The organism is Crenothrix polyspora (assembly GCF_900163755.1).
GTDB lineage: Bacteria > Pseudomonadota > Gammaproteobacteria > Methylococcales > Methylomonadaceae > Crenothrix > Crenothrix polyspora.
Genome location: NZ_FUKI01000044.1, coordinates 1 through 3031, shown reverse-complemented (window position 1 = coordinate 3031; position 3031 = coordinate 1). Strand labels below are relative to the sequence as shown.

Annotated in this window: 3 protein-coding genes; all 3 read right to left on the bottom strand. The window is 40.2% G+C overall.

Going from position 1 to position 3031, the window contains the following annotated elements:
• Positions 1-28: 28 nt before the first annotated feature.
• Positions 29-601: a copper(I)-binding protein CorA gene (gene corA, locus CRENPOLYSF2_RS02735; protein ID WP_087142433.1), complete on the bottom strand. Its 573-nt coding sequence runs from the start codon at positions 599-601 to the stop codon at positions 29-31.
• Between the two features lie 443 nt (positions 602-1044).
• Positions 1045-1665, bottom strand: a complete 621-nt coding sequence (corA, locus tag CRENPOLYSF2_RS02730; RefSeq protein ID WP_087142432.1) for a copper(I)-binding protein CorA — start codon at positions 1663-1665, stop codon at positions 1045-1047.
• A 46-nt stretch (positions 1666-1711) separates the two neighbouring features.
• The gene (corA, locus tag CRENPOLYSF2_RS02725) at positions 1712-2323 is read right to left on the bottom strand and encodes a copper(I)-binding protein CorA (RefSeq protein ID WP_087142431.1); all 612 of its coding nucleotides are present in this window, start codon (positions 2321-2323) and stop codon (positions 1712-1714) included.
• Positions 2324-3031 lie beyond the last annotated feature (708 nt).

The following is a 3031-nucleotide window of genomic DNA, read 5'->3' as shown; positions in this document are numbered from 1 at the left end:
CTTACGTGAAACTTGTTTATGGGGGCTGTTATTCGACATTTAAAGAGTGACTGAGTACTAGTCTGCCGGAGACACTGTCTTTTATGCCTTTTACATCCGTAGGCGCGATGCGTGTTTTTTTACCATTATCATCTAAGTAGCCGTCTGTGTGGCCATCATTATCGTAACCTTGGGCGACCAGTGTCATAAAAATATTACCGATATTTTTATTGGCTTCATCTTTTGCTCCCATCTCAAAAATACTGGCATTTTGTTGATAGAAGTGGTCGGGCACATAGCTATCAGGGGCGGTATCTTTAGCGCCGCGCTGCCATACGGTAATACCCGGATGCAGACCTGGCACTTTGGTAACCAGTGTTATTTTTACAATTTTATTCTTGGTTGTTGAGAACTTTCCCCAGTCTGAATTGTGTGTCCACCCTGTATTACCAAACAGCGGATCGCGCCATGACGCTCTTTTTATGTTAAGAATGTTTTTAGGTGTGCTGGGTGTGAATTCAGCTATTTTGGTGGGTTTGGTTGCCGCCATTACTGTTTGTACAGAAAATCCGATTACTGCCGCTGTTAGTATATTAACAATCTGTTTGCACTTTACGCTCATTTAATTTTCCTATGGTGTATTAAAAATGATGATCCAACTACCGTTGTTTTAAAATGTATTTTTACATTAACCGCGCGCCACATGACAAACATTAATACGCAATCAAATAAATACAGCGTTTTCACAGTTCAATAGTTACAGCGTAACCGTTCGCACTGAGCTTGTCGAAGTGTGCCGTTCGTGCTTCGACAAGCTCAGCACGAACGGTGGCTGTAACTGTCCTAAGTTGAAAACGCTGTAACAGACAATCCAGCGTATGGCTAAAGTCGGTATTCGATAAATAATTATATTATTGAATACCAACCCAGTGCGTATTTAAGGCAAATTCTATATTTAGCAGTTAGTCAACTTTGTTGCTAAGACCTACGAGGTTTTTAAAACTTCATAGGTCTTAGACGGACAAAAATATACCCGATATATGAAAATTGATTGAGTACTGATTGTTATTTCACATTAACAGCCACAGTATGCTTGGCAGTTTTACTCACTTTAGCGGAGGGATTAAAGCCACCGACTACAAAAATATAGTTACCCGCTTTAGCGGTTTTAAAGGTTAGCGTCATTTTACCTGAAATACGATCTGTTAAACCATTTAAGCCAGGTTTGAGTGTATGGCCATCTTGATCATAACCAAAACTGACAATCTGCATGGAAATATTGCCAATGCCAATGCCGCTGGTTTCATCCTTTGCGCCAAATTCAACAAAATTACCGCCTTGTGGGTAAAAATGATCGACGACATAATTATCAGGCGCGGTGTCATCTGTACCTCTGTACCACACGGTAACACCCGGATGAAAACCGGCTACGGTAGATGTCAGTGTAATGGTTTTACTTTTGCCTGCTGAGGCAGTAAACGATCCCCAATCAGAATTATGTGTCCATCCCATGTTGCCAAAGGCTGGGTCACGCCACGAGGTGCTTTTAACGCTGAAAGTATTGCTGCCACCCGCGCCAAAACTGGCAATTCTGCTCGGTTTGGTTGCTGCTTGTGCTGTTAAAGCAGCTAAACCTATACAAATAAATAGTGTCTTTTTAAGTAATGTCTTATAGCGTAATGTCATAGTATTTTTTTGCTGAATAGTAAATAAATTTGGCGATGTTAATGTATTATTTCACCGTCACCGTGACATCTTGTTTAGTACTGGAAATGCCACCGTTTGGATTAAATCCCCCCACTACAAACTGGTAAGTACCTTTTTTCTGAGCGACGAAAGCTAACCTCACTTTACCGGCTACTCTGTCTGTTAATCCGCTCATAAACGGCGGTCTTTGGGTGTGGCCGTCTTGATCATAGCCCCATCGAACCACCTGCATTGAAATATCACCGACAACCAGATTGGTGTTCGGATCTTTTGCACCTAACTCGACAAAATTGGAATTTTGTGGGTAAGCATGGTCAGGTATGTAAATATCTGGAGCGGTATCAGCAGGGCCGCGATACCATACTGTAATAGCGGGATGGAAACCGGGCACCTTAGTAGATGCTTCAATAGAGATTATTTTAGGAGTGCTTACAGAAAACGAACCCCAAGATGATTTGTGCGCCCAGCCCATATTGCCAAATAACGGGTCGCGCCATGAGGTATTTTGAACTTTAAAGACGCTGGACACACCAGGGGTAAACGAGACAAAGCCATTAAGCTTGGTAGCTGCCTGCGTACCAGAGGCTATTGCCATTGTTAAAACCAATGTACCAATCAATTGATGGTGTAATTTCATATTTACTGTCCTTTATATTGTATTAAAAAATATTATTAAGCATTTTTAATGCCAAATAATTGGCTTCATTAAAATGGTTTTTATAAGGGCAACTATTTGATTACACTTAAAAAACTCAAAAACTCAAAAACTCAAAAACTCAAAAACTCAAAAACTCAAAAACTCAAAAACTCAAAAACTCAAAAACTCAAAAAACTATTAGCTATTTTATGAAAAAATACGTTATATGCCTCACTTTACTAAAAACATAACATTTTGTATTTAAATGATATTTACAATAAAAGTGGCATATAACACAATGCAATATGGCATATAACATAGTTTAATTATGTTTATTACGGCTACCTACATAAGACAGGACACAGTACAAGGATTAACCGTTTGTCCTGAGCTTGTCGAAGGGTGGGCGGTTAATCCGATCATGGTTCGACAAGCTCACCAGGGTGTGATTAAAAGTGCGGGGGGATATTTTATTTCTCAGAGATTCAGTCGGTTTTAGGGGTGTTTTTAGTATTTTTTTGATACTTTCAAACTCCAAATTGGCTCATTAATGCCAAATAATCATAACGCCACCCCAATATTTTCAAGCCCCCGCACTTTTAATCACACCCAGCTCACCACGAACGGCTTAGGAACGTGCATGAAATAACTTGAACAACTTAAACGCCACCACCGTTCGTGCTGAGCCTGTCGAAGCATGAACTTGCT

What these genes read in the sequence shown, in the direction of transcription:
- corA (WP_087142433.1), bottom strand. Translation starts at nt 601, where the DNA reads ATGAGCGTAAAGTGCAAACAGATTGTTAATATACTAACAGCGGCAGTA.
- corA (WP_087142432.1), bottom strand. Translation starts at nt 1,665, where the DNA reads ATGACATTACGCTATAAGACATTACTTAAAAAGACACTATTTATTTGT.
- corA (WP_087142431.1), bottom strand. Translation starts at nt 2,323, where the DNA reads ATGAAATTACACCATCAATTGATTGGTACATTGGTTTTAACAATGGCA.